Raw genomic sequence first — 26,675 nt, 5'->3', positions numbered from 1 at the left:
ACCGTAAGGTTTGACCGACCCTTTGGGTCAGGCGTTCGCTTCGCGGATTTTCTCGGCGGCGTCCTTGTCATAGGCGACGCCGGATTTCGCGAACAGTTCGTCGAGTTCGCCGGAGAGGGTCATCTCGGTAATGATGTCGCAGCCGCCTACGAACTCTCCCTTAACGTAGAGTTGAGGAATGGTGGGCCAGTCGGAATAGTCCTTGATGCCCTGACGGATGTCTTCGTCGGCGAGGACATTCACGTCCTTGAAGTCGACGCCCATGTAATTCAGCACACCCGCGACGCGGGAGGAAAAGCCGCATTGCGGCATGTCTTTGGTGCCCTTCATATAGAGCACGACATCGGCGGATTTCACGGTCTCTTCGATGCGGGTCTTGGCGTCAGTCATGGCTTGTCCTATCGGTCTGTCTATCGGCTTTGGCCGAGGGGTCTGTCTCTTCGGGGTCATACCCGGTTTCGTCGTCGCCCAAAAGAGTTACATGGGTGCTGTCGGTTTCTTCGCAATAGCTGAGGCCGTATTCGGCCCGCCCATCGCGGCGGTAGCGCCGGATCTCATGCCACATCGTATAGGCAAAGATCACAGCAAAGGGCAGAAGCAGCAGGGCGACGATCAGTCTGGGTTCCATTCACTCAGTCGGGGGCCTTGGTTGTCAGCGCCAGGGCATGCACGGCGCCGTTGGGGCCGTCCATCTTGCCTTTGATTGCGGCATAGACGGCGCGTTGCTGTTGGACCCGGTTCATGCCGCGGAAACTCTCGTCGATGACTTCGGCGGCGAAATGCACGCCGTCTTCGCCATCGACGGTGATCTTGGCATTGGGCAGGGCTTGGCGGATCAGGGCTTCGAGGTCAGAGGCGAGCATGGCCATTGGGGCGTCTCCTTGTCACGTCTTGCCCAAGATGTAGAGCCCCATCGGCATGAGTGCAAGGGAGCGCGGGATGGCTTGGCTGTTCATCTGGCTCAAAACAGTTGAGGGAGCAGCGCCTAATGACTGAGGTCAGATCTCTTCGCCTTTCTTGAGCAACTCATCAATCAGCGCGCGTTGCAGCGCGCCGCTGTCGCCTCCGCCGTAGTGCAGCGCGCCGCCGGAATAGAGCGTGCCATAGCTCTGGGCGAGGTTGACGACCTGGCCCAAGCCCGAGATGAACTCGTCCTTCTCCAGCGGTTTCAGCGGATGGATGAAGGCGGCCCACAGAAGATCCTTGGCGATGGCGTAGCGGGCATCGAGGGCGGTGTCGAAATTGGCTTGCAGGATGCGATTGAGGTCTTCGGGTGTGAGGTCTTCGGCCTTGGCCACAGGGGTCATGGCGCGCATGCGGTCTGCGGATTCGTCGGTGACGATGAGCACCTGCACGTCGTTCACGGTCAACTGCCAGACGCTGCCGTTGCTCTCTGCCTCGGGATCAAGGGCTCTGATGATGGTATCGAGCCGCTCCAGCGTCATCGGCGGCTCTGGCGCGGGCGGGGTGTCCTGTGCTGTGAGGGGGGTGGCGAACAGGACAAGGCTGAGGGCGAGCAGGCGGCGGAGCATGGGCGATCCTTTCATGGCTGGTGTCAGCCTGCCACGGGGCTAGGGTCCGCGCCATGGGGCTCCGGAAAACGTGATGGGGTGTGGGGGGCGGTCGGGCGCCGCGCGGCGGTGCCTGCGGCGGTGCCTGCGGCGGTGCCTGCGGCGGTGCCTGCGGCACCTTGTTCCGCGCATTTGCAATTGGGACCAATGTCGGCTCTAGACAAAAAGCCCCCTCTGCGCCCGTTCCCCTTAGTCGAACGTCGTGCCGAAGGTGCTACGGAAGATGTTCGACAGGTCGGCGAGCGGGACCTCGGATTTGCCCAGACGCACGGTGTCGCCGGTGAAGCGGCCCACGGAGGTGAGGGGAAGGCCCGCGTGGCCTGCGGCGGTCATCAGCGCCTCGGCCTGATCGAAGTTGCAGGCGATGAGGTAGCGCGCCTGATCTTCGGCAAAGAGTGTGGTCGTGTCGTCCGCATCGAGATGGATGCCAACGCCTGCCGCCTCGGCCATTTCGAAGGCGGCCAAGGCCAGACCGCCATCGCTGAGGTCGGTGCAGGCCTTTATCAGCGCATGATTGGCGCGGATGAAATCGCCGTGGCGTTTCTCGGCGGCGAGGTCAACGGGCGGCGCGTCGCCTTCGACCCGGTTGAACACCTCTGCCAGAAGGGCCGATTGGCCCAAGTGACCGTGGGTTTCGCCCAAGAGCAGTGCCACATGCCCGTCGCGCGCCTGTCCGGTGATGGCGGTCGCGGGATCACGGATCAGGCCCACGGCGCCGATGGTGGGGGTGGGCAGAATGCCGGTGCCGTCGGTCTCGTTGTAGAGCGAGACATTGCCTGAGACGATCGGCATGTCGAGGGCCGCCACGGCCTCGCCGATACCTTTGATGGCACCGACGAACTGGCCCATGATCTCGGGCTTTTCGGGATTGCCGAAATTGAGGTTGTCGGTGGTGGCAAGCGGGACGGCGCCCAAGGCGGAAAGATTGCGGTACGCCTCGGCCACCGCCTGTTTGCCGCCCTCAAAGGGGTTGGCCTTGACGTAGCGCGGGGTCACGTCGGAGGTGAAGGCCAAGAGTTTGTCGGTGCCATGCACGCGGATGAGCCCTGCGCCTTGTCCCGGCGTGCGGGCGGTGTCGGCCATGACCATGGTGTCATATTGCTCATAGACCCAGTGCCGGGCGCAGTAGTTGATCGAGCCAATCAGCGCCTTGAGACCGTCGATGGGATCGACACCGGGCACGGTCGCGGGGTCGAGCGGCGTGGCAGGGGTGGTTTCCACCCAAGGGCGGTCATATTCGGGAGCTGAGCCTGAGAGGGTGGCCAAGGGCAAGTCAGCTTTGACGTCAGTGCCATGCAGGATGAGAAAGCGGTCTTCGGCGATGGTTTCGCCGACGATGGCGAAATCGAGATCCCATTTCTCGAATACGGCGCGGGCCTCGGCCTCAAGCTCGGGGCGCAGGACCATGAGCATGCGTTCCTGGGATTCCGAGAGCATCATCTCATAGGCGGTCATGTTCGCCTCGCGTTGCGGCACGGCGTCGAGTTGCAGTTTGACGCCAAGTCCGCCCTTGTCACCCATCTCCACGGCCGAGCAGGTGAGGCCCGCCGCGCCCATGTCCTGAATGGAAATCACAGCACCGGTGGCCATCAGTTCGAGACAGGCCTCCATCAGGCGCTTTTCGGTGAAGGGATCGCCCACCTGCACGGTGGGGCGCTTTTCCTCGATGCTGTCGTCGAATTCGGCGCTGGCCATGGTGGCGCCGCCGACGCCGTCGCGGCCCGTTTTGGCCCCGAGATAGACCACGGGCATGCCGACGCCAGAGGCAGCGGAGTAGAAAATCTTGTCCGCGTCGGCCAGACCTGCGGCAAAGGCGTTCACAAGGCAATTGCCGTTATAGGCCGGGTCAAACCGCACCTCGCCGCCCGCACAGGGCACGCCAAAGCAGTTGCCATAGCCGCCAACACCCGCCACCACGCCATGCACAAGTTGGCGGGTCTTGGGGTGTGCGGGTTCGCCAAAGCTGAGAGAGTTCATCGAGGCGATGGGGCGCGCGCCCATTGTAAACACATCGCGCAGGATGCCGCCCACGCCGGTCGCGGCCCCTTGATAGGGTTCGATATAGGAGGGGTGGTTGTGGCTTTCCATCTTGAACACAACCGCCTGACCGTCGCCGATATCGACGACGCCGGCGTTTTCGCCGGGACCACAGATCACCTGCGGGCCGGTGGTGGGCAGGGTGCGCAGCCATTTCTTGGAGGATTTGTAGGAACAATGCTCGTTCCACATGGCCGAAAAGATGCCCAGTTCTGTGAAGGTCGGTTCGCGTCCGATGATCTCGAGGATGCGGTCGTATTCCTCGGGTTTGAGGCCGTGGGACGCGATGAGATCGGGGGTGATGGACGGTTCCTGCATGGGGCGGGCTCCTTCGGGGATGTGCATGCGGCGGTCTTTAAAGCAGGACTGCGGCGGGGGGAAGGGGCGCGTGATCGGGGGTGGGAGATTTTGCGGCATCACAGCAAAACGGCCCGGCCTTTGGGGGCCGGGCCGTTGGCGCGCCGGGAGGGAGGAGCGCGCCGTGGAAAGACGAACGGTTATTGCGTCATCGTCGCGACTTTTTCCGCCACGGCGGTGCGCAGTTGCTCGAGGGTCATGGCATATTCCAAGCCGCCGTTTTCGCCGACGCTGAGCGAGCCTGCCTCAAAGCCGATACGCTCGGCCGGGAGGTCGGCATCCGCGTTCACATCGACATAGATAACGTGCTCTGCGGTTTCGTCGCCCTCGTGGGAGACGACTTCGCCAATGACCTTGTCATCCACGGAGGTCAGCGTGGCCCCAGTCTCGGCCTCGGTGAGAATATTCTCGACCAGGGTGTTGCCGGCCTCGCGCTGGCCTTTGGCCGTCAGATCAAGATCGGTGGGTGCGTGGATTTCGCCATCCTCGGCAACGGTGGCCTCGGACCAACCGCCAGCCTGTGCGTCTGCGGCAGTGCCCTGGGTTTCTTCATAGACGGCGTCTGTGCCGCTGTTCTCTGGGGCCTGTCGTTCGGTGCCACCATCGTTTGCGGCATAGGCCGCCAGGGCCGAAACACTTGTCAGGGCAGTCGCGAGAGCCAATTTGCGGAACGTCATATCGTCCTCCGTTTCTGCAGGGTCCATCCTGCGGTTTGCATCAACGCGCCAAATGCGCGCTTGATGGAACAACGCCGGAGGTGGGGTGCGGTTCCAAATCGGATAGAAAAAAATGATCGTCTTGGTCGCGCCGGAGGCTGCGCCCCCGAAGCGCAAGGCGAAACGGCTGCGGTTACTGGCCTTCTGGCAGCAGGGTTGTGACGCCCACTGCCGCCGCGCGCGCGAGATCAGGATCAAGCGACATCGGGATATATTCGCCGCGCCGCCAGAGTTGCGACAGGTTGTCGTAATAGCGGCTGAGGAAATGCCCCGATTGGCCGGTGGCGATGATGAAGACGCTGCTGTCGGGATCGGCAAAGTCATAGACACCACGGTAACCGGCCCCGTGCACATTCTGGAACGGATCCGGGCCGTCGCCGCCGCGCGTGCGTCCGCGCAAGAGCGTGTTGTCGCCGCCCGAGGTGGATTGGCGGATGTTGACGAAATGGCGCAGGAGAGGCACAACGCCCAGCACCTGATGATCATGGGTGGCCTGATGCGCGTCACCCCAGCGCAGGCTCTCGAGGGACTTGCCATAGCGTTCTGAAATCCCGATCAGCGCATCGTCGAGCGCCATGCGGGCGGTGTCGGTGCAGGTCTCGACCGCCGCCGATTGCTTGACATCGCACCAGGCGGCGGCGCCATCGACATTGCGGAACACCCGTTCGATGAAGATCGGATCGGGGTGGTCGAATTCTCGCGAGAGCGGCCCGAGGTCATCGCGAATGAGGCGGTCCATCAGGGCGCGCATCCACGCGGCATAGAGGAGTGGCTCTGGCAGGTGCTCGTTCATTTCGCCGTTCCAGTCGGCGAGCATTGCGAGCGCACGTTGGCGCAGGCGTTCGGGCGTGCCGTCGGGAGCGGATTCGCCGGTGAACCAGAGATCGGCCCCGATCAGCGGCAAGAGGGAGCGGGCGGTAAAGCTGACGGTGTCGAGTTGCGCCTCAATAAAGCTGTCGCGGGTGTGCACCTCGCGCCCCTGCATGAGCCTGCGCCAGCGGTGGACACGCTGGGTGTCGCCCCAGAGGTGGCTGACATGCATGGGAAAGGGGCGGTCCACCACCTTGTTGTTGGTATTGCCGAGGATGCCGCCCGAGGGGGCCACGAATTCGGGGTTGGCGGCAAAGGGCAGCATGCCCTGCCAGCGGTTTTCCGTCAGCCAGCCGCGTGCGGGCATGCGCCCCTCGCTCTCGTGGCGGGCGTCGCGGCGGGGCATGGCCCCGACGGTGCGCATCGCGATTGTGGACTGGTCCACCAACGTGAGGTTCTGCGAGGGCGCAATGTAGAGGCGGCTGAGGTCAATCGCGTCCTGCACCGATTGCGCGCGCATGAGCCCAATGGCAGAGGACATGGTTGTGTCATTGGGGCTGAGGGCGGTCCAGTTGAGCGATGCGACATGGCCCGAAGGGGTCACTTCGGCCAGATCGTAATGGCTGCCCGGCAGGACGGGGCCGTTATCTGTCCAGCGCAGGGTGAGGGTGACGGGATCGGCATCCTTGATCTCGATGATAGATCGGGTGGTGCGAAACGGTTTCCAGCCCTCCGGCGTGCGGTATTCATCGGCGTTATCGGGATTTACTTCCTCGATATAGAGGTCCTGATCGTCGAGATAGGACGAGGTGATGGCCCAGCCAAGACGCGCGCTGCGCCCGGTCAGGATCGCCGGGATGCCGGGAATGGTGCCGCCGATCACGCCGCCCGATGTCAGATTCAGCCGGGCGAGATACCAGATACTCGGGGCGGAAAAGCCCAAGTGCGGGTCATTGGCCAGAAGCGTGCCGCCCGAGGCCGAGCGCGAGCGTGCGGCGGCAAAGGCATTCGATGCCCCGGCAAAGGCGCGACGTTTGAAGGGGGACAGCGGATCCTCTGTCTCGGGCGTGGTTTGGGCCATGCGGGACCAGTTGGCACCGGGAAAGAGTGCCGCATAATCGGGCAGGGCGGCGATACCGCTGCCGGGGGAAAGAGGCATGATGTCCGCGAGGCGGTCAGCGTCTTCGAGGGCCAGTGAGGTGCGGGCAAAGAGCACCTCGTTTTCAAGATGCGAGGAAAGCTGCACCGCCATCAGTTTGATCAGCGCAATGGAATCGGCCGGTTGCCAAGGGGCTATGGGCGCGTTGAAGAGGAACTGTTCGGGGGCACCGCGCCCCAGCGCTTCGCGGTTGATCTCTGTGATGCGGGCGTTGACGCCATCGGAATACGCCTTGAGCGCGGCCAATGTTTCGGCATCCTGAGCCGCGACCGACTGGCGCGCCAGCGTATAGAGGTCAAAGCGGCGCAGGGTGCTGTCGATCTTGACGGTGCGGGGGCCGAATATCTCGGAGAGCCGCCCCTGCACGGTGCGGCGCATCGTCATCATCTGCCAGAGACGGTCCTGCGCATGGACATAGCCCAGCCCAAAGAAGCTGTCGGCGTCGGTCTGACCCAGAATATGCGGCACATTGGCATTGTCGCGCACGATCTCGACCGGGGCGGCGAGGCCGCTCACGGTGAGCGTCGTGTCATAGTCGGGCAACGAGCGGGAGAGCAGGAAATACGCGCCAAGCACGGCCAGAACCGCCAGCAGGATTGCCCCGCCCGCCAGCCGCAACAACCATTTCACCACCCCTGACATGCCCCGGCACCGTCCTATTTTCCGCTTGCATCACCAGCCGGGGATAGTCAGAAAACCTCGGCAAGACAATGGCACAAGATTGTAGGAGAGGACAGGACTATGGCAAAATTGGCGTTTTTGGGGCTCGGAGTTATGGGCTATCCGATGGCGGGGCATCTGGCGGCGGCCGGGCATGAGGTCTGTGTCTATAACCGCACCGCGGCCAAGGCCGAGAAATGGGCGGCGGAGCATGGCGGGCGACACGCGGTCACGCCGCGCGAGGCCGCAGAAGGGGCCGAATTTGTGATGGCCTGTGTGGGCAATGACGACGATCTGCGCTCGGTCTGTCAGGGGCCGGACGGGGCCTTTGCCGGGATGGCGTCGGTCGCGGTGTTCGTGGATCACACCACGGTGTCGTCGAAGGTCACGACCGAGCTCTATGCCGAGGCCAAGGCGGCGGGGCTGAATTTTGTCGATGCGCCGGTGTCGGGTGGTCAGGCGGGGGCCGAAAAAGGCCAGCTCTCGATCATGTGTGGCGGCGATGAGGCGGCCTATGCGGCGGCCGAGCCCGTGATGCAGGTCTATGCCAAGCTCTGCCGTCGGATTGGCGAGAGCGGGGCCGGGCAGATGACCAAGATGTGCAATCAGATCGCGATTGCCGGTCTGGTTCAGGGTCTGGCCGAGGCGCTGCATTTCGCCGAGAAGGCAGGGCTGGACGGGCGCGCGGTGGTCGAGGTGATTTCTCAGGGGGCTGCGGGCAGTTGGCAGATGGCCAACCGCTATGAGACCATGATCGACGACAAGTGGGAGCATGGCTTTGCTGTAGACTGGATGCGCAAGGATCTGGGCATTTGTCTGAGCACTGCCGATGAGACTGGCGCCAGCCTGCCGGTGACGGCGCTGGTGGATCAGTTCTACAAGGATGTGCAGAAGATGGGCGGCGGGCGCTGGGATACCTCGAGCCTTTTCGCGCGTCTGCGCAAGCTTGGCTGAAAGTGCGGCTGTCAGGCGATCTTGCGGTCGCCTGACAGCCATTTACGGGTGTCGCTGACATCAAGGATCAGCGAGATCACATCGACCGCGAGCAGAATCACGAGATAGGTCCGAAAACCATCGGCGATGTCTTGGCTCAAGAGCCACAGGATCAGGCCGAGCATCGGCGTCCAGATCAGCACATGCGGCAGGGCCATCACCTTGGAAAAGCCGCGCTCGATCAGCATCAGCACGCCATTGCAGAGCATCGCGCCGACCGCCATAACGGCGAGCCACAAGCCAGCGGGATGCGGAATGTAGAACAATGAGGCTGCGTTGACCGGCACCAGAATGAAGGCGACCCAGAGTTGCACCCAGAGGGGGAGGCGGCGGTAACTCTGCCAGATCTCCAGTATCATGCGTGCCCCCTGCGTTTCATCGTTCCAAAAATACTCAAATCCGACGCTGCCGCCCGCGCTCAGGCGTCCTTGGGGCGCAGGGTCAGCCATATGAGGGCACCGCCTGCCAGCATCAGGAAGGGTGCCATGGCAAGGTTGACCGAGGCCCAACCGGCCTGAGGCGTGCCGCCCGAGCAGTTCATCAGCCCACCCGACGAGAGCGAGGCAAAGGTCACGCCGCCGAAGACGATGAGATCGTTGAGCCCCTGCATGCGGCCACGTTCATGCGGAGCATGCGACCCTGCGAGCAGGGTGGTCGCCCCGATAAAGCCGAAATTCCAGCCGATACCCAAGAGGATGAGGGCGACAAAGAAGTTTTCCAGATGCACGCCGTTCAGGGCCACAGCCCCGGCACCCGCGAGGATGACAAGGCCGGTCGCTACGATCTTTTCCACACCGAAACGGGCGATCAGGTGGCCGGTGAAAAACGACGGGATGTACATGGCCAATACATGCGCCGTGACCACATCCGCCGCATTGCCTGCGTCAAAGCCGCAGCCCACGACCGCGAGCGGAGTCGAGGTCATGACCAGATTCATCAACGCGTAGGACACGGTGGCGCAGATTACGGCCACGGCGATGCGCGGGGTTTTCAAGAGTTCCATCCGCGTGCGCCCATGGGGGGCATCTACGGCGGGCACCGGCGGTTTCGGGATGTCGAGCATGAGAAAGAGGAAGGCCCCCGCGATATTGAGGGCAATGACCGCGAGATAGGTGCCCAAGAACGGGATCACCATGGCCTGCGAGGTGGCCTTGACCAGTTGCGGGCCGATCACGGCACTGAGGAGACCGCCCGCCATGACGTAGGAGATGGCCTTGGCGCGGAACGCGTCGCTGGCGGTGTCGGCGGCGGCAAAGCGGTAAAAGCCTTGGGCGGACATATAGGTGCCGGTGATCAAGCTGCCCAAGAGAAAGATCGGGAAGGAGGCGGTATAGAGACCATAGGCGCCAATCGCCCCTCCGATGGCCCCTGCGCCCGCGCCGATGAAAAACCCGGTGCGGCGGCCATAGCGTTGCATCAGATGCGAAATCGGCGTGGCCGAGAGCATCGAGCCCAGCACGATCAACGATATGGGCAGCGTCGCAAAGCAGATGTTTGAGGCCAGCGACTGTCCGGCAAGCCCGCCCACGACGAAAATCATCGGCATTTGCGCGCCCAAAATGGCTTGGGCTGCGACCAGAACGGCCACATTGCGCCGCGCGCGGCTATCGTCGGGTTGGAGGGTGATATCGGTCATGGCCGAAGTGCTAGACCCGTCGCGTGGGCGCTGCAAGGGCAATTCAGGCGCGGTCGATGAGATGCGCGAAGGAGCCACTGACACGGCCCAAGTGGAGACCCATGGGTGGCAGGGCTGTGCCTTCGGCGTCCTGCGCGGCAAAGAGGGCGGGGCCGTCGGCGCGCAGGGTGGTGGCGTAGTGGAATTCATGCCCGGCCCATGTGCCGGGGAATGGACCTTGTGTCGCGGTCAAGGTGCGGTAGCCAAGATGCAGGCTGCGGGTGGCAAAGCTGGTCGCAAGCGGCAGCAGCCCGGCCATGGCATGTTGCGTGCCGCTAGCGTCTGTCAGCCCCTCGCCCAGCACCATGTAACCACCACATTCCCCATATATATCTGAGGAGTGTGCGGCGCTCTTGAGGCTTTGCATGAAGATGTGATTGGCGGCGAGTTGACCGGCGTGCAGTTCCGGGTAGCCGCCGGGTAGAAAGACGAAACCGGCCTCGGGCACCGCATCGTTGGCTAGCGGCGAAAAGGGCCGGATTTCTGCGCCCGCCGCGCGCCAATCGGCCAGCATATGCGGATAGGCAAAGCCGAAGGCGCGGTCCTGAGCCACCGCGATGACCTGCGCCGGGGGGGCGAGACGCGGGGCGGTTGTGGCCGGCGGCAAGGGGGCGGCGATGGCCAGAAGCGTGGCGCGGTCGACGGTTGTGGCCAATGCGTCGGCGGCGGTGTTGAGGAACTGTTCAAGGTCGGGGCGCTCAATGGCCTGCACCAGCCCGAGATGCCGAGAGGGTTGCGCCAGTGCCGGATTGCGGCGGAGTGCGGCCAGAACAGGCAGGCCAAGAGGGGCAAGGGCGCGGCGCAGCATCGCCTCGTGCCGCTCAGACCCTACGTTGTTGAGCATCACGCCGGACACGCGCACATTTGGGTCAAAGCTTGCAAACCCTGCGACCAACGGCGCGATGGAGCCTGCCATGCGGCCTGCGTCCACCACCAGCACCACGGGCAGATCAAGATGCCGCGCCAGATCGGCCACAGCGCCGCGCCCATCGGGGGGGGCACCATCGAAGAGGCCCATCGCGCCCTCGATGATCAGGAGGCCATCGCCAGACGCAAGGCTGCGCAGGCGCGCAGGTGTCATCGCCCAAGCGTCGAGATTGGGGCAAGGCGCGCCGCAAGCGGCCTCGTGAAAGCGGGGGTCGATGTAATCGGGGCCGGATTTCGCCCCACGCACATGCAGACCCTCGCGGGACAAGAGGCGCAGCAGGGCGAGGGTGAGCGTGGTTTTGCCCGCCCCAGAGGCGGGCGCGGCGAGGATCAGCCCCCGCATGCGGTCTCGGCGGGTAGGCCACGCCCGAGCGGGTCGAGATCGCGGGGGGCAGCACCGGCGAGCATACCCTGCCAGTCGAGCACCTGACGCATGAGCACCGAACGCCCGATGCAGAGGATCGCGGGCGGCTCGAAGCCGCTGGATTCGATATCGGCGGCGAGCCGTCCGAGCGTGGTTTCCAGCACGCGCTGATCCGGGGTAGTGGCGGAGGACACCACGGCGCAGGGTTCATCCACCGGGCGGCCTGCGTCAAGCAGCGCGGCGCTGATCTGGGCCGCATGTTTCATGCCCATGTAGATCACGATCACCTGACTGCCCTGCGCGATGGCCTGCCAGTTGAGCGACGAGGGTGTGAGGCCGGATTGGTCATGCCCCGTCACAAAGGTCACGGATTGATTGACGTCGCGGTGGGTGACGGGGATACCCGCATAGGCCAGCCCGCCGATGCCCGCGCTGATGCCGGGGATGATGCGGATGGGCACGCCGTGTTGCACCAGCGTCTGCGCCTCTTCGCCGCCGCGACCAAAGACAAAGGGATCGCCCCCCTTGAGGCGCAGCACGCGCAGGCCCTCGCGGGCGAGGTCGACCAGTTGCAGGGAAATGTCGCGTTGCTTGGCCGAAGGTTTGCCGCCGCGTTTGCCCGCGTAGATGTGGCGGGCCTGCGGTGCCCAGTCGAGGATACAGTCCTGCACCAGCGCGTCGTAGATCACCACATCGGCCTGTTGCAGGGCATTGAGGGCGTGCAGGGTCAAAAGGCCGGGATCGCCGGGGCCAGCCCCACATAGCCAGACCCAGCCGGGTTCAAGCCGGGGCCAGTCATTGCCCGGCAGGGGCGTGGAGAAGGGAGGGGGCGAGTCGGTCATGTCTTTGTATGCCGCGAGTTTTATCCAGAGGAAAGGCGGCAAACGACCATGCGTGTAGGTCGGAGCGACATGGTGGTGTGGCCGGGCCGTGGGAACGGCCCGGCGCGGGGTGTTACATCTTGCAGTCAACCGCATAGGCGTCGGCGTGATCTTCCAGCGCCACACCGATGATCTTGTTGGTGTAGATGTCGCCTTCCTTGATCACCTCGCGGACATAGATGTCCTGAATCGGGTGATGGTTATTGCCAAAGGCAAAATCGCCGCGCGTGCTGGCGAAATCGGCGGCCTTGAGCGCGGCGCGGAAGGCGTCGGCGTCAGAGGGTTGTGCCTGATCCAGTGCCGAGATCAGGAGGTTGGCGGTATCGAACCCCTGGCTTGCATAGAGCGAGGGCAGGCGGTCATATTTTTCCTGAAAGCTGGCAACGAAGGCCACGTTGGTTTCGTTGTCGATATCCTTGGACCATTGCGAGGTGTTGACCACGCCAAGGGCCGCGTCGCCCACCGCCTGAAGGATGCCTTGGTCAAAGCTGAAGGCGGGGCCGACCACGGGCAGGCCGACGCCGCTGTCGGCATATTGCTTGAGGAAAGAAATCCCCATGCCGCCGGGCAAGAAAAAGAACACGGAGTCCGCACCGCTTGCGCGGATCTGGGCGATTTCGGCGGCGTAATCGGTCTGGCCCAGTTGGGTGTAGATCTCGCCTGCCAACTCGCCTTTGTAGAACCGCTTGTAGCCGGTGAGCGCGTCCTGACCTGCCGGGTAATTGGGCGCGAGGATGAAGCTGTTTTTATAGCCTGCGTCATTGGCATAGGCACCTGCGGCCTCGTGCAGGTTGTCGTTCTGCCAGGCGACGTTGAAATAGTTGGGCAAGCAGCCTTGGCCTGCCAACGCCGAGGGGCCAGCATTGGGCGAGAGGTAGAATTTGCCTTGGGCGACTGCACCGGGCACCACGGCCATGGCGAGGTTGGACCAGATGATGCCGGTCATCACGTCGACCTTGTCGGATTGGATCATCTTGTCCGAGAGTTGCACGGCGATGTCGGGTTTTTGCTGATCGTCCTCGATGATCACCTCAATGTCGCTGCGCCCGGATTGTTCCAGCGCCAGCATGAAGCCGTCGCGCACGTCGATGCCGAGGCCAGCGCCACCGCCCGACAGGGTGGTAATCATGCCGACCTTGATGTCAGCTTGCGCGGTGACGGCGGCGAGGCTGAGCGCGCCGGCGATGGCCAGTGTCTTGAATGTCATATGTCATCTCTCCCTGATGTCGGGCGGTTTGTCCCGTCCCGGTTTGCCCTTGGTCCCCCAGAGGGCGGTGCTCAATCCTTTCCACAGCTTTGGCAAAAGGTCCAGATGGCAGCATCTCGGGTCAGGTGCTGGTGTGGCGCGCCATGAAGCGGTCGGTTTCGGCGGGGGCCGGGGGATGACCCGAGAAATTCTCGACATAGGCGGGCATGCGGGCGATGCGGATATCACGGGGTTCGGCCACCATCATCGAGATATAGCCGATCTGGGTGTAATAGACGGTATGGGCGCGGGTGTCGGCGTGATCGGGGGCATAGCCGAATCGCGCGAACATGGCGCGGATGGCAGTGATGCGGGTCTCATCCGTGCGTTGCAGCTTGGCCTTGATCGTGGGATCGCCAAGCGCCCAGTTGCGGATCGCGAAATCGAGGCGGGAATCAAAGAGATCGCGGGTGAGCCAGCAGTCGAAGAGGTTGTAGAGCGCCTCGTTTATGGATTCTGCATAGGCCTCGGTGCGGGCCACGAGATTGCCAGTGTTCTGCGCCTCCCAGCGGTCGAGCAGGGCGGCCAGCAGCGCCTCGCGGTCTTTGAAATGCCAGTAGAAACTGGTGCGCGAGAGGCCGAGCATCTGGGCCAGCGGCATCACCTTGACCGCATCCACCCCGGCGGTGACGAGCACCTCGTAGGCGGCATTGAGCCACAGATCCTCGGACCCGCGCGTGGCGGGGTCGGGGGTAGGTTTGGGTCGGCGGGTGGTTTGGGCGCTGTTCATGGACCAAGACTAGACGGTTTTGGCATCGGTGGCAAATCTCTTGACAGGTTGGTGGATTTTCTCGACAGTAGTGTCGATTACGTTTTCACACCACCGCCGGGTGCTGCCCGGCCAGCCCAGGATCAGGCCGATGCCGCACGCCGTTTCCACCGACAGTCTTCTTGATATGCCCGCTCCGCTGGCCCGCCGGGCGCGCGGCGGGCGCGCCGCCATGCAGGTGCGGCGCGGCACTGGCGCGGGGGCTGGGGTGAACCCGCGGCATGTGCCCTATATCACGCGCGGCATTCCCACCCATGACATCGCGTCGGAGGAGGGACTCGATGCGATCATCGCGACCGCCGACCGGATTCTGGCTGAAATCGGCATCGAGTTTCGCGAGGACCCCGAGACTGTGCGCCTGTTTCAGCAGGCGGGCGGCAAGGCGTGGGAAGTTGGGCCAGAGGCGTGGAATGTGACCTTTGAACCGGGGCTCATTCGTGGGCTTTTGGCCACTGCTCCGGCGGAATTCACGCAATATGCGCGCAACCCGGCCAAATCCGTGCGCATCGGCGGCAAGTCGATGGTGTTTGCGCCTGCCTATGGCTCGCCCTTTGTGATGGATCTGGACAAGGGGCGGCGCTATGGCACGATCGAGGATTTCCAGAACCTGATCAAGCTGGCGCAATCCTCGCCCTGGCTGCATCATTCGGGCGGCACGATCTGTGAGCCGACGGATATTCCGGTGAACAAGCGGCATCTGGACATGGTTTACGCGCATATGCGCTATTCGGATCGGGCTTTCCTAGGCTCGATCACCGCGCCGGAGCGGGCAGAGGACAGTATCGAGATGTGCCGCATTCTCTTTGGGTCGGAGTATGTGGACAGCCATTGCGTGATCATGGGCAATTTCAACTCGACCTCGCCCTTGGTCTGGGATGGGGTCAGCACGCGGGGCATACGCGCCTATGCCGCCGCTGGTCAGGGTTCCATCCATCTGCCGTTTCTGTTGGGTGGGGCGGTCTCGCCGCTGACCATGCCGGGGGCGATTGCGCAATGTCTGGCAGAGAGCATGGTGGGCTGTGCACTGACGCAGTTGGTGCGGCCAGGGGCACCGGCGATTCTGGGCAGTTTTCTGTCGTCAATGTCGTTGCGCACCGGATCGCCCACGTTCGGGACGCCCGAGCCTGCGCTGGGATCTTTGGTGATGGGCCAAATCGCACGGCGGCTGAACATGCCCTTGCGGTGCGCGGGCAACTTCAGCACCTCGAAGCTGCCGGATGGGCAGGCGATGACGCAGGCGATGATGTCGATGATGTCGGCAGTCAATGGCGGTGCGAATTTCATCCTGCATTCGGCGGGGTTTCTCGATGGATTGCTGTCGATGTCCTATGAAAAGCTGATGCTGGATATGGATATGTGCGGCGCGCTGCATGCGTGGCTGAAGGGGTTGGAGGTCAACGAAGATACGCTGGGCTTTGAAGCCTTGGCCGAGAAGGGGCCGGGCGAGCATATGTTTGGCTGCGCCCATACGTTGCGCCATTACGAGACCGCCTATTGGGATAGCGGGCTGGACGACAATAACACCTATGAGACATGGTCGGAGGCAGGTAGCGTCGATGCGATGACCCGTGCCAATGGGGCGTGGAAAGAGGTGTTGGCGAAATACGAGGCGCCGCCTATGGACGCCGGGATCGACGGCGCGCTCTGTGAGTTTATCGCGCGGCGCAAGTCCGAGATGGCCGACGCCTGGTATTGAAACGACTTAGACGAAAGGCAACGCCCATGTCGCGTGACCCGCTGCTGCAACCCTATCAGCTCAAGCATCTGACCCTGAAGAACCGGATCATGACCACGAGCCATGAACCGGCATACCCAGAGGATGGCATGCCCAAGGCGCGCTATACCGCCTATCACGCCGAGCGTGCCCGCGCGGGCGTGGCGCTGGCGATGACCGCAGGCTCGGCGGCGGTGTCCAAGGACAGTCCGCCGGTGTTCAACAACGTGCTGGCCTACAAGGACGAGGTGGTGCCCTATATTCGGCAATTGACCGATGCCTGTCACGAGCATGGCTGTGCGGTGATGATCCAGCTCACGCATCTGGGGCGGCGGACCGGCTGGGCCAAGGGCGATTGGCTGCCGTCTGTGTCCTCGACCAAGCACCGCGAACCTGCGCACCGGGCCTTTCCCAAGCTGGCGGAGGATTGGGATATTGCGCGCATCATCACAGATTTTGCCGATGCCACCGAGCGGATGAAAGAGGGGGGCATGGATGGGATCGAGTTGCAGGTCTACGGCCATCTGCTCGATCAGTTCTGGTCGCCGCTGACCAATGATCTGGACGGGCCTTATGGCGGGCAGAGCCTCGAGAGTCGGATGAAGCTGCTGATGGACGTGCTGGCGGCCATTCGCAAGCGGGTGGGGTCCGAGTTTATCGTCGGTCTGCGCTATACGGCGGATGAGGCCGAGGCGGGGGGGATCACGCCTGAAGAAGGCATCGAGATTTCCAAGCATCTGGCGGCGACCGGCATGGTCGATTTCCTCAACGTGATCCGGGGGCGTATCCACACCGACCCGGCGATGACCGATGTGATCCCGGTGCAGGGGATGAAGAACGCGCCGCATCTGGATTTTGCGGGGGCGGTCAGGGCGGCGACGGGCATGCCCACATTTCATGCCGCCAAGATCCCCGATGTGGCCACCGCGCGGCATGCGATACAGGCGGGGCTTCTGGATATGGTCGGCATGACGCGGGCGCATATGGCGGACCCGCATATCGTGAAAAAGATCATCGAGGGGCGCGAGGATGATATTCGGCCCTGCGTGGGGGCCACATTCTGTCTGGACCGGATCTATGCCGCTGGTGAGGCGCTTTGTATCCACAACGCTGCGACGGGCCGTGAATTGACGATGCCGCATGAGATTGCCCCGGCTGAGGCGCGCAAGAAGGTGGTGATTGTAGGCGCCGGGCCTGCGGGGCTGGAGGCGGCGCGGGTGGCCGCAGAGCGCGGCCATGACGTGACGGTGTTCGAGGCGCAGCCCGATCCGGGCGGTCAAATCCGCCTGACGGCACTCAATCCCCGGCGACGCGAGATGATCAGCATCATCGACTGGCGCATGGCGCAATGCGCGGCGCGCGATGTGGCGTTTCATTTCAATACCTTTGCCGAGGCCGAGGATGTGACCGCGCTCAACCCCGATGTGGTGATCGTGGCCACGGGCGGGCTGCCCAACAGCGAGCTGTTCGAGAGCGGCAAGGAGCAGGAGTTGGTTGTGACCGCGTGGGATTTGATCTCGGGCGATGTGAAGCCGGGGCAGAATGTGCTGATCTATGACGAGAGCGGCGATCATCCGGGGTTGATGGCGGCGGAAGTGGCAGCCAATGCCGGGGCGACGGTCGAGGTGATGACGCCGGATCGGGTCTTTGCCCCCGATATCATGGCGATGAATCTGGTGCCCTATATGCGCAGCCTTCAGGATAAGGACGTGATCTTTACGGTGACGCGGCGGCTGTTGGATGTGACGCGCGAGGGCAATCGGCTGAAGGCCAAGATCGGGACGGATTACAGCAAATTCACCTCTGAGAAGACCTATGATCAGGTGGTGGTGAATTATGGCACGCTGCCGCTCGATGATCTTTACTTCGCGTTGAAGCCGCTGTCGCGCAATCGGGGTGAGGTGGATCACGACGCGCTGATTGCGGGGCATCCGCAGGCGGTGGCGAGCAATCCGGAGGGGTCATTCCAACTCTTCCGGATTGGCGATGCGGTGTCGGCGCGCAATACCCATGCGGCAATTTATGATGCGCTGCGGCTGATGAAGGATATCTGAGGTGCGGCTTGGGTTTCTGGGCACCGGCACGATTGCTGAGGCGGTCGTGCGGGGGCTGGCACCGGACGGGCATCAGATCGCGGTATCGGAGCGGAGTGCGGTGCGAGCGGCGCGGCTGGCTGGGGAATTTGCCAATGTGACCGTCGCGGGCAATCAAGGCGTGGTGGACGCGAGCGAGGTCGTGTTTCTGGGGCTGATGGCGGAGCAGGCGGCGGAGGTTCTGGGCGGGCTGCGGTTTAGGGCAGATCAGCGGGTTGTGTCCTTTATGGCCGGGATGGCGATTGAGGAGGTCGCGGCGCTGGTGGCCCCGGCGCAGGCGGTCGCCGTGATGCTACCCTATCCGGGGATTGCGCAGGGCGGTTCTCCTATTCTGGCGCTGGGCGATGTTGGGGTTATCGAGGACCTCTTTGCGCCTGCCAACACGGTTTATGCGTTGCGCGATGCGGCCGACCTAGAGGCGTATTTGTGCGCGCAGGCGGTGTTGTCGCCGGCGGTGCAAATGGTCGGCGTTGCGGCGGAGTGGCTGGGCGGGGAGAACGCGCAGGGCGAGGCGTTCCTTCGGCATCTGGTGGGAAGCAGCCTGATGAGTGGGGCGTGTGCGCCGATGCTGGCGGCGCTCAACACGGAAGGCGGTTATAATCAGCGGCTCAGGCAGCAAATGGAGAAGACGGGGATGCGCGAGGCTTTGGTCGAGGGTCTGGACCGGCTGGCGGGTAAGGCATGAGCGCGTTTTCGCATGTGTTTCGCCGTGTCGTGATGGCGGGGCATACCCTGCGCAACCGGGTGGTGTTTGGCGCGCATACGACGAATATGGCCGAGGATGGCCTGCCAGGGGCGCGCCATATCGCCTATTACGAGGAGCGGGCCATTGGCGGGGCCGCGATGATCGTGGTGGAGCCGATGCCGGTGCATCGCACCGCGGTTTTGACGCGGGGGAATTTCCGGCATTCCTCGGATGCGGTGATCCCGGCCTTTGCCAAGCTGAGCCGAGCGGTCAAGCGGCATGGGGCGGTGGTAGTGCAGCAGCTCTATCACGTGGGCGCGCATGGCGATCAGGACAATAGCTGGCACGCGGCGTGGTCGCCCTCGGGGCGGCCAAGCTGGCATGACAGTGATGGCAGCCACGAGATGAGCGGAGCGGAGATCGAGGAGGTGATCGAGAGCTTTGTCGCCGCTGCGGTGCGCTGTCAGAAGGCGGGGTTCGACGGGGTCGAGGTCTGGGCAGCCTATCACTGTCTGCTGGATCAGTTCTGGACACCGATGTCGAACACGCGCGACGATGAGTGGGGTGGGAGCCTTGAAAACCGCACGCGGTTTTCGCGGGAAATCCTGCGAAGGGTGCGCGTGGCCTGTGGGCCGGGGTTTATCATCGGGCTGTCGGTGAGCGATGGATCGAGCGTGGAGGCGACACTGGGGCATGAGGCGATGGCCGAGATCGTGGCGCTGCATGATGCGGAACGGCTGATGGATTATGTCACCTGCGGCTCGGGCAGCTATCTGGATTATCATCCTTTGATGCCGACGTTTCTATATCCCGAAAAGCTGGGGGTTGATCTGGCGGCGCGGCTCAAGCGTGCGGTAACACATGCGCTGGTGACAGCCGAAAGCCATATTCGCACGCCCGAGAATGCCAATACGGTGCTGGGGGCAGGTGAGGCGGATATGGTCTCGATTGTGCGGGGGCAGATCGCCGATCCGCATCTGGTGGCCAAGGCAGAGGCGGGAAGGCCCGAGGATGTGCGCGGCTGCATTTCCTGCAATCAGCAATGTTGGGGGCGGCGGAGCCGGGATTACTGGATTTCCTGCCTGATCAACCCGTCTGTGGGGTGGGAGCATGTGTGGGGCGGGGATCGGTTCAGCCCGGCGGAGCGCACGCGCGATGTGCTGGTTGTAGGCGCGGGGCCTGCGGGGCTGGAGGCGGCGCGGGTGGCCGCCGAGCGCGGGCACCGGGTGCGTCTCTATGAGGCGGGACCGGAGATCGGCGGTCAATTCCGGCTGGCAGGGTTGCAGCCGAGGCGAGCGCAGATATTGGACCTGCTGGGCTGGTATGAGCGGCAACTGGCGCGGTTGGGTGTAGAGGTGCAGTTCAACAGCTATCTGGAGCCAGGCGAGATTGCCGCGCTGGGGGCGGATCATGTGATCCTCGCCACCGGGTCCCTGCCTGCCGGCACCGGATTTCAGAAGGCGATTCCGCATGTGGCGGAATTGCCGGGGCTGGATGGCAATGTCTGGCCGGTCGAGGACGTGATGGGACGCGCCGCGCGGCTGGGGCCTCGGGTGATCGTGCTCGATGAGGGCGGCAATTGGCGTGGCGGTGGGACCGCCTGGCACCTGGCCGAGGCGGGGCATCAGGTGGTGATCGTGACGCCGCAAGCGGTGGTCGGGCGCGAGTTGGAACGCTCTGCTGCCGATGTGCCGCTCCGGCGGCGGCTGGCGGCGCTGGGCGTGCGCTTTCTGACTGAGAGTGCCATCACCGGCTGGCAGAACGGCGGGGCAGAGGTGGTGGACCTCTTGACCGGCGCACGGTCGCATGTGGCAGCGGATAGTCTGGTGTTGGCCACGACCAATCGGGCGGATGTGAGCCTGCGCCAAGAGTTGGCGGATCTGGGCATTGAGGCCACGCTGATTGGCGATGCGCATGCCCCGCGACTGGCGGCGCAGGCGTTTCACGACGGGCGCAAGACGGCGCTGACGCTCTGAGGTCAAGATCCTTGTAAGGCGAGCAGGGGCGAAATACGATCCGAAGGCAGGGGAGGCAGAGCGCGGCGGGAAGGCCGCTCTCTTGCGGTTTGCTCAAGCCGTTGGATCGACATGGAATTTCTGGAGTATTCGCATAACCTCTGGCTGGTGGTGGCGTCGCTGAGTGTGTCGCTCGTGGCGGCCTTTACCGGGTTCTCGCTGACCCGTGGCATCGCCGCGCAGCCCGTGGCCTTGCGTAAACTTTCTGTGACCTTGGCGGCGGTGGCGCTGGGCGGGGGCATCTGGTCGATGCATTTCGTGGCGATGCTGGGGCTGCAACTACCTATTCCGATTTATTACGATGCGATGATCACGCTGGGATCGGCGCTGATTGCGATCCTGATGGTGGGCGCGGCGCTGCTTCTCTTGCATTTTTATCCACGCACGCGGGCGAGCCTGACGGCGGCGGGCTGTGTCATTGGCCTCGGTATCGTGGCGATGCATTATCTGGGAATGTCGGGGCTACAGCTATGCCGGGCGGTCTATACGCTGCCGGGGGTGGCGTTTGCGGTGCTGGCTGCCTGTGGGCTGAGCGTGGCGGCGATCTGGGTGGCGTACGGCCAACGGCGGCCGCGCAATATCCTGCTGGGCACGCTGGCCTTTGGCTCTGCCGTGTTCCTTGTGCATTTCGCGGCGATATACGGCACGCGGTTTGTGGCGGTGCCGACGGTGCAGGAAATCGGGCCGCTGATGGGCAATGAGGTGCTGGCACTGGGGGTGTTGATCAGTTCCTTCGTTCTCTGTGGGGCGTTTTTGTTGACTGGTGTCACGTTTCTGGCGCAGGGGGGCAAGGCAGAGGGTCTGGCGGCCAAGCCGTCTGAAGCAGTTTCGGTGCTCCAGCGGATACCCTACGAGCAGCACGGGCAAACGCATTTCATCGACGCGCGCGATGTGGCGTTTCTGCGGGCCGAGGGGCATTACACGCTGCTCTATGCCGGGACCAACAAGCATTTCTGTACCTGGTCGATCACCGAAGCTGAGCGGCGGTTGAGCCCCGGTCCGTTTCTCAAGGTGCATCGCAGCTATCTGGTAAACCCTGCGCATGTGTCGCATTTCGAGCGGCGCAAGGACAATGGGCTGTGCCATTTTCGCCTTGGCGGACAAGATGTTACCACGCCTGTCAGCCGCTCGCGTCTGGGGGAGTTGCGTGAGGCGCTGGGTCTGTGAGCGGGGCACGCGCGGTCTGATTTACTTTCCTTAAACCTTTGACGGTCTGATGCCTCTCAAGCGGGCAAGAGGCCCGGCATGAGCGGGATCAAGGAGAGCAGCGCGATGATACTGGATTTCTTTCGGCAAGGCGGCACTGCGCCGGACGCGGCACCCGAGCAGAAGGCAAGTGCCACGGGCCGCGTGATGGCCTGGCATGGCGCGGGGCGTGTGGCCTGGAGCCCGCGCGATACGGTCAGCCTGACGCGCACCGGGTTTGCCGGAAATCCGGTGGGGTTTCGCTGTGTCAAGATGATCGCCGAGGCGGCGGCGGCGCTGCCGCTTGTCTTGCAGGATTGCGAACAGCGCTTTGCGGTGCATCCGGTGCTGAGCCTGATCAAATGCCCCAATCCGGCGCAGGGGCGGGCGGAGCTATTTGAGGCGCTTTATGGCCAGCTTTTGCTGACCGGCAATGCCTATGTTGAGGCGGTGGGCGCAGGCGGCGTGCCGGTCGAGTTGCACGTGCTGCGCTCGGACCGGATGAGTGTGGTGCCGGGGTCGGATGGTTGGCCCGTGGCCTATGAATATGCCGTCGCGGGGCGTAAGCATCGGTTCGATGTACGCGAGGGCGTGCCTTGTGTCTGTCACATCAAGAGCTTTCATCCGCAGGATGATCATTATGGGCTGAGCCCGCTTCAGGCGGCGGCGCAGGCGGTGGATGTGCATAATTCCGCCAGCCGCTGGTCCAAGGCGCTACTCGACAATGCCGCGCGGCCTTCGGGTGCGATTGTCTACAAGGGCCCTGAGGGACAGGGCGCGATGTCGGGCGATCAATATGACCGGCTGGTGAGCGAGATGGAGGCGCATCATCAGGGCGCGCGCAATGCCGGGCGTCCGATGCTTCTGGAAGGCGGATTGGACTGGAAGCCGATGGGGTTCAGCCCGTCGGACATGGAATTCCAGAAGACCAAGGAGAGTGCGGCGCGCGAGATTGCGCTGGCCTTTGGGGTGCCGCCGATGCTGCTCGGCATTCCCGGCGATGCGACCTTTGCCAATTATCAAGAGGCGAACCGGGCGTTTTACCGGCTGACAGTGTTGCCGCTGGCGATGCGCGTGGCGGCGACGATCTCGGCGTGGCTGGGGCGGATGAGCGGCGAGGTGTTGGACCTTGCGCCCGATCTCGATCAGGTGCCGGCGCTTGCGGTAGAGCGCGATGCGCAATGGGCGCGGGTGAGTGCGGCGGAGTTCCTCAGTGAGGCGGAGAAGCGGAGCCTTTTGGGCCTGCCTGCTGTGGCGGCGGAGGGTGTCGATGGCTGAGCGGGGTGCGCCGCCGCCGCGCTACGGGTTCGAGGCGTTTGATTGCGCGCCGGGGCTCCGATTGGAGGCGCATGAGCGCGTCTCGGACTTGCAGACCCGCGCTATGACCGAGCGGTTGGAACGCACCGAAGCGGCACTGGAACGACTGGAGCGGCGGCTGTGGCTGGCGGTTTACGGCGTGGCGGCGGCGATATTGGCGCAGGCGTTTCAGCCACTCTTGGCGGTGTTGCCGGGGTGAGGCAGAGCGAAAGGATGAGGCGGATGGAAATGGAATTGGGACTGGAGCGCAAGTTCGCGCGGCTGGATGGCACGATGCTGAGCGTGAGCGAGGCGGGGCAGATCGAGGGCTATGCCAGCCTGTTTGGCGCGCCCGATCAGGGGGGCGATATTGTCGAGCGCGGTGCCTATGCGGCCTCGCTTGGGCGTTTGGCCAAGGAGGGGCGGCGGGTCAAGATGCTGTGGCAGCATGATCCGGCGCAGCCCATCGGTATCTGGGACGAGGTGCGCGAGGATGCGCGCGGTCTCTGGGTCAAGGGGCGGCTTTTGGACAGTGTGGAGCGGGCGCGTGAGGCGGCGGCACTGATCGCGGCGGGGGCGATTGATGGTCTTAGCATCGGCTATCGCACGCTGCGCGCGGCAAAGAATGACAAGGGCCAGCGGCTCTTGCGGGAACTGGAGCTGTGGGAGGTGTCGCTGGTGACATTCCCGATGCTGCCCAGTGCGCGGGTGACGGCCAAGGGCGATGCCCTCGACACCCAAACCCTGCGCGAGATGGCGGCGGCGTTTGACGCGGCCCGCCGGGAGATGGCGCAGGTGTAGCGCCCGACGACGACCCAAACCTGAAGGATGGAATGATGATGACCCAAGCAAAGGCTCGGGCCGGGGAAAATCTGTCTCCGGTGGCCGAGGTGAAATCCGCAGTAGCGGGGTTTCTGAGCGAATTCAGCGGCTTTCGGGCCGAAGTTCACAACCGACTGCAACAGCAAGAAGAGAAAATGATCATGTTTGAACGCAAATCCATCGCGCTTGCGCGTCCCCATCTCAGCGCCACCTCGGACGGGTCGGCACCGCATCGCAAGGCGTTTGACGCCTATTTGCGCGGCGGTGACGATGACGGGCTGCGTGGGCTGGAACTTGAGGGCAAGGCGCTCAATACCGCGATTGCGGGGGAAGGCGGCTATCTGGTTGACCCGCAGACCGCCGCGACGATCCGCTCGGTTTTGAGCACGACGGCGTCGATCCGGGCGGTTGCCAATGTGGTGGCGGTCGAGGCCACCAGCTTTGACGTGCTGGTGGATCACAGCGATGTGGGCCATGGCTGGGCCACGGAAAGCGGCACGGTGTCCGAGACCGACACGCCGGTGATCGACCGGATCAGCATCCCGTTGCATGAGCTGAGCGCGTTGCCCAAGGCCAGCCAGAGGTTGCTGGATGACAGCGCCTTTGACGTCGAGGGTTGGCTTGCGGGGCGCATCGCCGACAAGTTCGCGCGCGCAGAAGCGGCGGCCTTTGTGTCGGGCGATGGGGTGGACAAGCCGCGCGGGTTTCTGACGCATCCGAGCGTGGACAATGACGTCTGGGTCTGGGGCAATCTGGGCTATGTGCCCACTGGGGTTGCCGGCGCGATTGCCGGGCCTGATCCGATTGTCGATCTGGTCTATGCCTTGGGCGCGCAATACCGCGCCAACGGCACCTTCGTGATGAATTCCAAGACCGCAGGCACCGTTCGCAAGATGAAGGATGCCGATGGGCGGTTCCTTTGGTCGGATGGTCTGGCGGCTGGAGAGCCTGCGCGGCTGATGGGATACCCGGTGCTGATTGCCGAGGATATGCCCGATATCGCGACGGGGGCCAATGCCATCGCCTTTGGTGACTTCCATGCAGGATATACCGTTGCCGAGCGCCCGGATCTGCGGGTGTTGCGCGATCCCTACAGCGCCAAGCCGCATGTGCTCTTTTACGCGACCAAGCGGGTGGGCGGCGATGTGTCTGACTTCAAGGCCATCAAGCTCTTGAAATTCGCCGTCTCGTAAGGGGCCGCGAGGAGGGGCGGGGGTGTGGTGGCCCCCGTCCCGAGGCGCGTGCCGTTCGGGTGTGGCGTTGTCCAGCTTTCCCCTCCGTCCGTGCAACGCCGGATGGCGCGCGCCTGAACCACCGGAGGGGTCCGGGAATATGGAGTAGGTCCATGATGTTAATCGAAGAAACCGCGGCACCCCCGGCCGCGCTGCCGCTGGCGGAATTCAAGGCGCATCTGCGGCTGGGCACGGGGTTTGCGGATGACGATATCCAGGACCCGGTTCTGGAGAGTTTTCTGCGTGCGGCGCTGGCCGGGATCGAGGGTCGCACGGGCAAGGTGTTGCTGGAGCGTGAGTTTTCATGGGCGCTGCGCGTTTGGCGCGATGCTGCGGGACAAGCGCTTCCGGTCGCGCCGGTGCGTGCGGTTCTGAGCCTGAGCCTGCGGAACCGGGTCGATGAGGTCGAGGTGATTGATCCGGCGCTTTACCGTTTGGAGCAGGATGCGCACCGGCCGGTTCTGCGGCCCGTTGGGGCAGTTTTGCCCACGATTGAACGCGGCGGTGTGGCGGATATCCGGTTTCGCGCCGGTTATGGGGCGGCTTGGAGCGATTTGCCTGCCGATCTCGTGCAAGCGGTGCTGATGCTGGCGGCTCATTATTATGAATATCGGCATGAAACGGGTCTGAGCAGCGGGTGTATGCCGTTTGGCGTGGCGAGCCTGATCGAGCGCTATCGAACGGTGCGGCTGTTGGGTGGGGGCGCGCGGTGATGGCGCGCCCGAGGCTGAACCGGCCCTTGGTGCTGGAGGGCGCGGTGCGTCTGCCGGATGGGGCGGGCGGTTTCACGGATGTCTGGGAGGCGCGGGGCACGCTCTGGGCCGAGGTCAGCGCGCGTTCGGGCCGAGAGGCCGAGGCCGAGGGTTTGGCTGTAGCACGGGCGGGCTACCGGATCACGGTGCGGGCCGCGCCACAGGGGGCGGTATCGCGGCCAGAGGCCGGGCAAAGGCTGCGCGACGGGGCGCGGATTTTCGCGATCCTGTCGGTGACGGAGGCCGATGGCGCGGGCCGATACCTGACCCTCTGGGCGCAAGAGGAGGTGGTGCCATGAGCTATGCGATGGCGGCGGGATTGCAGGCGGCGGTGTATCAGCGGCTGGCGCAGGATGCGGCGCTGAGCGCGCTGGTGGGCGGGGCGATCCATGATGCGGTGCCACCCGGACGGGTGCCGCCGCTTTATGTGACGCTTGGTCCCGAGGAGGCGCGCGCGCGTAGCGATGGCACGGCGGGCGGGGCTTGGCATCGGTTCACTGTCACGGTGGTGAGCGAGAGCGCCGGATTCCAACAGGCCAAGGCGGTGGCGGGCGCTGTCAGCGATGCGCTGGTGGGGGCTGAGCTTTCCCTCGTCCGCGGACGGGTGAGCTGCCTGAATTTCCTGCGTGCCCGCGCGCGGCGCGAAACAGGCGGACAGGCGCGGCGGATCGACCTGACCTTTCAGGCGCGCGTCGATGAGGACGTGTAACTTTAAT

General features: G+C 64.0%; 25 protein-coding genes and 1 pseudogene. 13 read left to right on the top strand and 13 right to left on the bottom strand.

All coding sequences use genetic code 11. The annotated features are described in order from the left end of the window. Nucleotides 1-27: 27 nt before the first annotated feature. The 7 genes from grxD to ACSSVY_RS05255 form a co-directional block, all read right to left on the bottom strand. Nucleotides 28-390 carry a Grx4 family monothiol glutaredoxin gene (gene grxD, locus ACSSVY_RS05285; RefSeq protein WP_454268373.1) on the bottom strand — a complete coding sequence of 121 codons (363 nt, stop codon included), beginning with the start codon at nt 388-390 and terminating at the stop codon, nt 28-30. Further along, nucleotides 383-628, bottom strand: a complete 246-nt coding sequence (locus tag ACSSVY_RS05280; protein WP_454268372.1) for a hypothetical protein — start codon at nt 626-628, stop codon at nt 383-385. The genes grxD and ACSSVY_RS05280 overlap by 8 nt, the downstream gene beginning before the upstream one ends. Nucleotides 629-632: 4 nt before the next feature. Continuing rightward, nucleotides 633-869, bottom strand: coding sequence for a BolA/IbaG family iron-sulfur metabolism protein (locus ACSSVY_RS05275; RefSeq protein ID WP_009818395.1), 237 nt, complete (start codon nt 867-869; stop codon nt 633-635). Between the two features lie 129 nt (nt 870-998). Then, the gene (locus tag ACSSVY_RS05270) at nt 999-1,532 is read right to left on the bottom strand and encodes a hypothetical protein (RefSeq protein ID WP_454268371.1); all 534 of its coding nucleotides are present in this window, start codon (nt 1,530-1,532) and stop codon (nt 999-1,001) included. Between the two features lie 228 nt (nt 1,533-1,760). Continuing rightward, nucleotides 1,761-3,926, bottom strand: a complete 2,166-nt coding sequence (purL, locus tag ACSSVY_RS05265) for a phosphoribosylformylglycinamidine synthase subunit PurL (RefSeq protein WP_454268370.1) — start codon at nt 3,924-3,926, stop codon at nt 1,761-1,763. A 179-nt stretch (nt 3,927-4,105) separates the two neighbouring features. Beyond that, nucleotides 4,106-4,642, bottom strand: coding sequence for a phosphoribosylglycinamide synthetase (locus tag ACSSVY_RS05260; protein WP_454268369.1), 537 nt, complete (start codon nt 4,640-4,642; stop codon nt 4,106-4,108). 172 nt (nt 4,643-4,814) lie between these two features. Next, a complete protein-coding gene (locus tag ACSSVY_RS05255) occupies nt 4,815-7,292 on the bottom strand; it encodes a penicillin acylase family protein (protein ID WP_454268368.1) in 2,478 nt (825 codons plus the stop codon). A gap of 60 nt (nt 7,293-7,352) precedes the next feature. Between ACSSVY_RS05255 and ACSSVY_RS05250 the strand changes: the two are divergent. Further along, nucleotides 7,353-8,264: pseudogene (locus tag ACSSVY_RS05250) on the top strand (NAD(P)-dependent oxidoreductase); the annotation flags it as partial. Between the two features lie 11 nt (nt 8,265-8,275). On the opposite strand, the gene ACSSVY_RS05245 reads toward ACSSVY_RS05250, so the two are convergent. From ACSSVY_RS05245 to ACSSVY_RS05220, 6 genes are all read right to left on the bottom strand, one after another. Then, entirely contained in the window at nt 8,276-8,662 is a 387-nt protein-coding gene (locus ACSSVY_RS05245) for a hypothetical protein (RefSeq protein ID WP_454268367.1), read from the bottom strand. A gap of 59 nt (nt 8,663-8,721) precedes the next feature. Then, the gene (locus ACSSVY_RS05240) at nt 8,722-9,939 is read right to left on the bottom strand and encodes an MFS transporter (protein WP_454268366.1); all 1,218 of its coding nucleotides are present in this window, start codon (nt 9,937-9,939) and stop codon (nt 8,722-8,724) included. Nucleotides 9,940-9,982: 43 nt separating this feature from the next. Continuing rightward, the gene (locus ACSSVY_RS05235; RefSeq protein WP_454268365.1) at nt 9,983-11,248 is read right to left on the bottom strand and encodes a cobyrinate a,c-diamide synthase; all 1,266 of its coding nucleotides are present in this window, start codon (nt 11,246-11,248) and stop codon (nt 9,983-9,985) included. Then, nucleotides 11,236-12,111, bottom strand: coding sequence for a uroporphyrinogen-III C-methyltransferase (gene cobA / locus ACSSVY_RS05230; protein ID WP_454268364.1), 876 nt, complete (start codon nt 12,109-12,111; stop codon nt 11,236-11,238). Before cobA ends, ACSSVY_RS05235 begins: the two co-directional genes overlap by 13 nt. Nucleotides 12,112-12,223: 112 nt before the next feature. Next, entirely contained in the window at nt 12,224-13,357 is a 1,134-nt protein-coding gene (locus ACSSVY_RS05225; RefSeq protein ID WP_454268363.1) for an ABC transporter substrate-binding protein, read from the bottom strand. Between the two features lie 121 nt (nt 13,358-13,478). Then, nucleotides 13,479-14,126, bottom strand: a complete 648-nt coding sequence (locus tag ACSSVY_RS05220) for a TetR/AcrR family transcriptional regulator (RefSeq protein WP_454268362.1) — start codon at nt 14,124-14,126, stop codon at nt 13,479-13,481. Between the two features lie 166 nt (nt 14,127-14,292). On the opposite strand from ACSSVY_RS05220, the gene ACSSVY_RS05215 reads away from it, so the two are divergent. The 12 genes from ACSSVY_RS05215 to ACSSVY_RS05160 all read left to right on the top strand — a co-directional run bounded on the left by ACSSVY_RS05215 (nt 14,293) and on the right by ACSSVY_RS05160 (nt 26,668). Continuing rightward, nucleotides 14,293-15,861 (top strand): trimethylamine methyltransferase family protein, encoded by a 1,569-nt coding sequence (locus tag ACSSVY_RS05215; RefSeq protein ID WP_454268593.1) that lies wholly within the window; start codon nt 14,293-14,295, stop codon nt 15,859-15,861. 26 nt (nt 15,862-15,887) lie between these two features. Further along, entirely contained in the window at nt 15,888-17,933 is a 2,046-nt protein-coding gene (locus ACSSVY_RS05210) for an FAD-dependent oxidoreductase (protein WP_454268361.1), read from the top strand. Nucleotide 17,934: 1 nt separating this feature from the next. Further along, nucleotides 17,935-18,657 (top strand): NAD(P)-binding domain-containing protein, encoded by a 723-nt coding sequence (locus ACSSVY_RS05205; RefSeq protein WP_454268360.1) that lies wholly within the window; start codon nt 17,935-17,937, stop codon nt 18,655-18,657. Beyond that, the gene (locus ACSSVY_RS05200; protein WP_454268359.1) at nt 18,654-20,633 is read left to right on the top strand and encodes an oxidoreductase; all 1,980 of its coding nucleotides are present in this window, start codon (nt 18,654-18,656) and stop codon (nt 20,631-20,633) included. The genes ACSSVY_RS05205 and ACSSVY_RS05200 overlap by 4 nt, the downstream gene beginning before the upstream one ends. A 111-nt stretch (nt 20,634-20,744) precedes the next feature. After that, a complete protein-coding gene (locus ACSSVY_RS05195; RefSeq protein ID WP_454268358.1) occupies nt 20,745-21,839 on the top strand; it encodes an MHYT domain-containing protein in 1,095 nt (364 codons plus the stop codon). Nucleotides 21,840-21,944: 105 nt separating this feature from the next. Beyond that, entirely contained in the window at nt 21,945-23,135 is a 1,191-nt protein-coding gene (locus ACSSVY_RS05190) for a phage portal protein (RefSeq protein WP_454268592.1), read from the top strand. Beyond that, the gene (locus tag ACSSVY_RS05185) at nt 23,128-23,373 is read left to right on the top strand and encodes a GTA head formation protein, RCAP_rcc01685 family (protein WP_454268357.1); all 246 of its coding nucleotides are present in this window, start codon (nt 23,128-23,130) and stop codon (nt 23,371-23,373) included. The genes ACSSVY_RS05190 and ACSSVY_RS05185 overlap by 8 nt, the downstream gene beginning before the upstream one ends. A gap of 23 nt (nt 23,374-23,396) precedes the next feature. Beyond that, nucleotides 23,397-23,954, top strand: a complete 558-nt coding sequence (locus tag ACSSVY_RS05180; protein ID WP_454268356.1) for an HK97 family phage prohead protease — start codon at nt 23,397-23,399, stop codon at nt 23,952-23,954. Nucleotides 23,955-23,986: 32 nt separating this feature from the next. After that, nucleotides 23,987-25,168, top strand: coding sequence for a phage major capsid protein (locus tag ACSSVY_RS05175; protein WP_454268355.1), 1,182 nt, complete (start codon nt 23,987-23,989; stop codon nt 25,166-25,168). Nucleotides 25,169-25,320: 152 nt separating this feature from the next. Beyond that, complete coding sequence (locus tag ACSSVY_RS05170; RefSeq protein ID WP_454268354.1) at nt 25,321-25,920, top strand: head-tail connector protein; 600 nt, start codon at nt 25,321-25,323, stop codon at nt 25,918-25,920. Further along, nucleotides 25,920-26,258 carry a head-tail adaptor protein gene (locus ACSSVY_RS05165; protein WP_454268353.1) on the top strand — a complete coding sequence of 113 codons (339 nt, stop codon included), beginning with the start codon at nt 25,920-25,922 and terminating at the stop codon, nt 26,256-26,258. Before ACSSVY_RS05170 ends, ACSSVY_RS05165 begins: the two co-directional genes overlap by 1 nt. Beyond that, nucleotides 26,255-26,668 carry a DUF3168 domain-containing protein gene (locus ACSSVY_RS05160; RefSeq protein WP_454268352.1) on the top strand — a complete coding sequence of 138 codons (414 nt, stop codon included), beginning with the start codon at nt 26,255-26,257 and terminating at the stop codon, nt 26,666-26,668. The genes ACSSVY_RS05165 and ACSSVY_RS05160 overlap by 4 nt, the downstream gene beginning before the upstream one ends. Nucleotides 26,669-26,675 lie beyond the last annotated feature (7 nt).

The sequence above is a fragment of the Roseovarius sp. MBR-51 genome (assembly GCF_053628575.1).
Note: the sequence above shows the minus strand (reverse complement) of the source record. Positions and strands in the feature narration are given on the sequence as shown.